The sequence below is a fragment of the Erythrobacter sp. genome (assembly GCF_023653175.1).
Classification (GTDB): domain Bacteria; phylum Pseudomonadota; class Alphaproteobacteria; order Sphingomonadales; family Sphingomonadaceae; genus Erythrobacter.
Genome location: NZ_JAMNXL010000230.1, coordinates 1 through 4,725, shown reverse-complemented (window position 1 = coordinate 4,725; position 4,725 = coordinate 1). Strand labels below are relative to the sequence as shown.

Below are 4,725 nucleotides of genomic sequence, written 5' to 3'. Positions count from 1 at the left end.
GATGCGGGCGCGCAGCGCGTCGCGCTGGTCGTTGGCGGGGGTATTGGTCATTCGGGGTCTCCTGCGGAAGGGCCTGCGGGGGCGGCGGGCGCTTCGCTCGTGGTCAATTCGTCGTCGTCTTCGAAATCGCTTTCGAGCAGATCCTCGACCCATTCGAGGATCGGCCCGCGGGCAAGGAACAGCGCGATCGCGGCAATGATCCCGGCGATCAGACCCTTGCGCTCGCCCGCCTGCGACCGCACTTCGGCGAGCACGTCGCGCGCGCCGGAGCGGATGCGGTCGGAGATGGTGGAGCTGACGCCGGTCGAGACGCGGCTTGCGATGCCCTGCTCGGCAAGGCTGTCGCGCAGCCGGTCGATGTCTTCGGTGAGCACCGCGCGGGCGGTGTTACGCAAGCGGCGGTCCTCGATGAAGCGGTCGGGCAGGCGGGTCATGAAGCTTCGCCCCCGCCGAACATCGCACCGATCATCCGGCCCTCTCTCATTGCGCCTGCCACCAGAAGCCCGGTGCCGAGCAGCAGCACGCCAACGACGATTGCGATCGCCCCCCAGATCGTCACCAGCGGAGCAAGCGCGATCACCGCGCCCACCGCCAGCGCGATCAGCGCGAGGTTGAGCAGCACCAGCGCCAGCACCAACAGCCCCAGCGCGCGCGCGCCGTGCTTGCCGGCGAGCGCAGCGCGGGTCTTCTGGAAGGCGAGCTCGGCCTCGGCGTAATTGCGCGCATCCTCGACTAGCGCGGTCACATCGTCGCGCAACGCAGACAGAGTGGTGTCGGGCGCCCCGGGCGCAGATCCTGCCGGCTCTGCCGGAGCGCCTTCCTGCGGCCGCGCAAGGCCGGGGTCGATATCAGCCATGGCCTCGGCTCTCCGCAGACGGCTTCAGCGCCGCTTTCCGCTCAGCAGCCGCGCGAGGAAGAAACCGACCACCGCCGCCACGCCGACCGCGACGCCGGGGCTCTTGCGCACCATCTCGCGCGCATCCTCGCCCAGTTCCTCGACGCTCTTGGATTCGAGCTTGGCCGAGGTTTCCTGCAACGTGCGCGAAGCCTTGCGGGCATAGTCGCCGTACTGCTCACCGAGCTTCTCGTCGATCTGGGGGGCAGTGTCGCCCACGACCTTGCCGAGCGAGGCGATGGCATCGCTCGCCACCTGCTTGCTCTCGACCGCGAGCTCGCCCGCCTTGCTCTTGGCATCGGCGAGCAGATCGTCGCTTTTGCCGCGCGCCTGATCGCCGGCCGAGGTGAGGCGGTTCCCGGCTTCGGCGCGCAGCGCGGCAGCACCCGCCTTGGCTTCTTCCAGCGCGGCGTTGAAGCGGCTCTTGGCCTCGATCACCTGAGTGGAGGCCGGCGCGGCCTCAGCGGGCGCGGCATCGGGGGCCGCGGCCGCGGCGGTCGCGGCGGTCTTGCGCGAGGCGGCCTTGGTCGGGCCCTCGGACTTCGTGGCGCCGCCCTTGGCGGGTTTGGCGGGGGTCTTCTTCGCCGCAGCGGCGTCGGTCGGGGTGGTGTCAGCCATCGAAGGTCTCCATCTCTTTTGGGGCGATCCGGTGCCCTTGTGCAGCCGCTTGCGCAAGGCCTGCCTCACGCATAGGGACATCACGCCGGGCGGCCGTCAACAGGTCGCATCAAGCCAGAATCGTGACTTGCCCAATATCATAGGGGCCGAGTGTCTTAACACCCTAAACCACATTACAGCCGGAGCCAAACATGACCGCGATCATCGACATCCACGGGCGCGAAATCCTCGACAGCCGCGGCAATCCAACCGTCGAGGTCGACGTGCTGCTGGAGGACGGCAGCTTCGGCCGCGCCGCCGTGCCCTCGGGCGCGTCGACCGGTGCCCACGAGGCGGTGGAGCTGCGCGACGGTGACCCCGCACGCTACCTCGGCAAGGGGGTGCTGAAGGCCGTCGATGCGGTCAACACCGAGATCCGCGATCTGCTGATCGCCAATTTCGACGCCGAGGACCAGCGCGACATCGACCTCTCGCTGATCGCATTGGACGATACGCCCAACAAGAGCCGGCTCGGGGCGAACGCGATTCTGGGCACGTCGCTGGCGGTCGCCAAGGCGGCGGCCAATGCGCGGGGGCTGCCGCTCTATTCCTATCTCGGCGGAGTGTCGGCGCACATGCTCCCGGTGCCGATGATGAACATCATCAACGGCGGCGAACACGCCGACAACCCGATCGACATCCAGGAATTCATGATCATGCCGGTCGGAGCGGACTCCATCGCCGAGGCGGTGCGCTGGGGGGCGGAGGTGTTCCACACCCTCAAGAAGGGCCTCGCGCAGAAGGGCCTCGCCACCAGTGTCGGCGACGAGGGCGGCTTTGCGCCCGACCTTGCCAGCACCCGCGCGGCGCTCGATTTCATCATGGAGAGCATCGCCAAGGCCGGGTTCACCCCGGGCGAGGACATGGTGCTGGCGCTGGACTGCGCGGCGACCGAGTTCTTCAAGGGCGGCAAGTACGAGATCAGCGGCGAAGGCCTCAGCCTCACCCCGCACGAAATGGCCGACTACCTCGGCAAACTTGCTGCCGATTACCCGATCCGCTCGATCGAGGACGGGATGAGCGAGGACGATTTCGAGGGCTGGGCGGCGCTCACCGGCCTGCTCGGCGACAAGGTGCAGCTGGTGGGTGACGATCTCTTCGTCACCAACCCTGCGCGCCTCAGCGACGGGATCGCCCGCGGCCTCGCCAACTCGCTGCTGGTCAAGGTCAACCAGATCGGCACGCTCACCGAAACGCTCGCCGCAGTCGATATGGCGCACCGCGCACGCTACACCTGCGTGATGAGCCACCGCTCGGGCGAGACTGAGGATGCGACCATCGCCGACCTCGCGGTCGCGACCAATTGCGGGCAGATCAAGACCGGCTCGCTCGCACGCTCGGACCGGCTTGCCAAGTACAACCAGCTGATCCGCATCGAGGAAGAACTGGGCGACAGCGCCGGCTATGCAGGCCGCGCCTGCTTTGGTGCGCGCGCCTAATCCACGGCGTCGAAGAACCGGTCCATCGCCGCCTGCCCTGAAGGCGTCAGCCTGACGAGCACGCGGCGGTGATCCTCGGCATCGTTCTCGCGCACCACCAGCCCCTCCTGTGCCAGCACGCCGAGCCAGCGCAGCCCGGTGGTGGCGGGCGCGGCCGAGCCGATGCAGGCGCTGGAGACCGAGACGGGCTTGCCCTCTCCGGCGGCGATGTAGAGATCGAGCAGGATGTCCCAGGCCGGTTCGCCGAACAGGTCGGGATTGCCGAACAGGCTCGCGCGCTTGCGCCGCAAGGCATAGGTCTTGCGCGCGAGGGCAAGGTGGCTGCGCGCCGGGCGGGCGGGGCGGCCAATCGCAGCGGCCCCGGCTGCCGCGGGATCGGCCGGCTCACCCCGCGCGCCGCCTTCCGCCGCTTCGCGCAAGCGCGAGGCGATCGCCATCAACTCGTCGGCGAGCGGATGGAACAGGAGCGCGGCATCGCCGTGGCCCAACCCTGCGCCCGGGCCCATGCCTGCGCCTGCGATAACCTGGCCGGTGTCGTGCCTCATCTCGCCCATCGATCCGCCTTCAGGAGCCCGTGGCCGTGCCCACAGGGGAATGCCTATGGAACCCGATGTAAGAACATCCGATCTGGTTGGCTTTAAGGGCGAATACGCAGTGCGTTCTTTTTATAAGGGAAATCCGTCCCTCCCGCAGGCCTCAGCGCCGCGCCTGCTGTCGCCGCAGCTGATCGATTGCGGCATCGAGATAGGCGCCGGCGATATGCGCGCCGATTTCGTCGAGAATGGCGAGTTCGCGCTCCAGCACAGCGATAACGGCAGGCACGCGGGCATCGCCCGGTGCAGTCGGTGTAAGGTGTTCCACAGTCTGATCCCAAGCAAGCGCAAACCCTTCCCCGCAGGCCCGCACGTGTCGAGCGTGGCCGCGGAGACGGGCGTGATATCGCGTTAATGCCCTATGGAAATCTACAGAGGGAAACTACCTAGCGGCGACCGCGCACCACAGCGGGACGTGCGCGCGTCCAAACGTCAACCGAAGCGGTCCTGCAGCGCCATCAGGACAAGCGCCGCCTTGGCCGCTTCGCCGCCCTTGTTCTTCTGCGCGGGGTCGGCGCGGACCAGCGCCTGGGCCTCGTTCTCGACTGTGAGAATGCCGTTGCCGATCGCGATCCCGTCCATGGTGAGCGCCATGATCGCCCGCGCGCTTTCGCCCGCGACGATCTCGAAATGGTAGGTCTCGCCGCGGATCACCACGCCGATCGCGACAAAAGCGTCATAGCGGTCGGCTTCGGCGGCGAGCGCGATCGCGCCGGGGATTTCGAGTGCGCCGGGAACGGTCAGCACCTCGACCTTGTGGCCCTCCGCTTCCAGCGCGGCGCGCGCGCCGGCGATCAGCATGTCGTTGAGGTGGCCGTAGAAGCGCGCTTCGACGATGAGGATGTCGGCCATGGGTGATTACTCCGGAATGGGATGGAAGTCGGTGATGGTCAGGCCATAGCCTTCAAGCGCGACCAGATCGGGACGGCTGTTCGAGAGCAGCACCATCTCGGTAATGCCGAGGTCGGCGAGGATCTGCGAGCCGATGCCGATATTGCGCTGTTCTTCGCTCGCTTGCCATTCGCCACTGCCGACGCGGCCGGTGAGGATCACGATCACGCCCGAGCCATGCGCGCCCACCGCCTGCATCGCGCGCTGGAGCGTGCGCTTGCGTGCGCCGGGTGCCCCAAGCACATCGTCG

7 protein-coding genes and 1 pseudogene are annotated in these 4,725 nt (G+C 67.9%); 1 reads left to right on the top strand and 7 read right to left on the bottom strand.

The window, feature by feature from the left end; all coding sequences use genetic code 11:
* Positions 1-47: 47 nt before the first annotated feature.
* The 3 genes from NBV68_RS17775 to NBV68_RS17765 are packed head-to-tail and all read right to left on the bottom strand — an operon-like array spanning position 48 to position 1,513.
* The gene (locus NBV68_RS17775; protein ID WP_296312468.1) at positions 48-434 is read right to left on the bottom strand and encodes a hypothetical protein; all 387 of its coding nucleotides are present in this window, start codon (positions 432-434) and stop codon (positions 48-50) included.
* Entirely contained in the window at positions 431-856 is a 426-nt protein-coding gene (locus NBV68_RS17770) for a phage holin family protein (protein ID WP_296312466.1), read from the bottom strand. The genes NBV68_RS17775 and NBV68_RS17770 overlap by 4 nt, the downstream gene beginning before the upstream one ends.
* 24 nt (positions 857-880) lie before the next feature.
* Positions 881-1,513 (bottom strand): hypothetical protein, encoded by a 633-nt coding sequence (locus NBV68_RS17765; protein ID WP_296312463.1) that lies wholly within the window; start codon positions 1,511-1,513, stop codon positions 881-883.
* A gap of 191 nt (positions 1,514-1,704) precedes the next feature.
* On the opposite strand from NBV68_RS17765, the gene eno reads away from it, so the two are divergent.
* The gene (gene eno, locus NBV68_RS17760) at positions 1,705-2,991 is read left to right on the top strand and encodes a phosphopyruvate hydratase (RefSeq protein WP_296312461.1); all 1,287 of its coding nucleotides are present in this window, start codon (positions 1,705-1,707) and stop codon (positions 2,989-2,991) included.
* Here eno and NBV68_RS17755 read toward each other — a convergent pair.
* The 4 genes and pseudogenes from NBV68_RS17755 to NBV68_RS17740 all read right to left on the bottom strand — a co-directional run.
* On the bottom strand, positions 2,988-3,545 hold the full coding sequence (locus tag NBV68_RS17755; RefSeq protein ID WP_296312459.1) for a winged helix DNA-binding protein: 558 nt from the start codon (positions 3,543-3,545) through the stop codon (positions 2,988-2,990). The genes eno and NBV68_RS17755 overlap by 4 nt on opposite strands.
* Positions 3,546-3,687: 142 nt before the next feature.
* Entirely contained in the window at positions 3,688-3,852 is a 165-nt protein-coding gene (locus NBV68_RS17750) for a hypothetical protein (RefSeq protein ID WP_296312457.1), read from the bottom strand.
* 164 nt (positions 3,853-4,016) lie between these two features.
* Entirely contained in the window at positions 4,017-4,436 is a 420-nt protein-coding gene (gene ribH, locus NBV68_RS17745; RefSeq protein ID WP_296312454.1) for a 6,7-dimethyl-8-ribityllumazine synthase, read from the bottom strand.
* 6 nt (positions 4,437-4,442) lie between these two features.
* Positions 4,443-4,725: pseudogene (locus tag NBV68_RS17740) on the bottom strand (3,4-dihydroxy-2-butanone-4-phosphate synthase); the annotation flags it as partial.

What these genes read in the sequence shown, in the direction of transcription:
- NBV68_RS17775 (WP_296312468.1), bottom strand. Translation starts at nt 434, where the DNA reads ATGACCCGCCTGCCCGACCGCTTCATCGAGGACCGCCGCTTGCGTAAC.
- NBV68_RS17770 (WP_296312466.1), bottom strand. Translation starts at nt 856, where the DNA reads ATGGCTGATATCGACCCCGGCCTTGCGCGGCCGCAGGAAGGCGCTCCG.
- NBV68_RS17765 (WP_296312463.1), bottom strand. Translation starts at nt 1,513, where the DNA reads ATGGCTGACACCACCCCGACCGACGCCGCTGCGGCGAAGAAGACCCCC.
- eno (WP_296312461.1), top strand. Translation starts at nt 1,705, where the DNA reads ATGACCGCGATCATCGACATCCACGGGCGCGAAATCCTCGACAGCCGC.
- NBV68_RS17755 (WP_296312459.1), bottom strand. Translation starts at nt 3,545, where the DNA reads ATGGGCGAGATGAGGCACGACACCGGCCAGGTTATCGCAGGCGCAGGC.
- ribH (WP_296312454.1), bottom strand. Translation starts at nt 4,436, where the DNA reads ATGGCCGACATCCTCATCGTCGAAGCGCGCTTCTACGGCCACCTCAAC.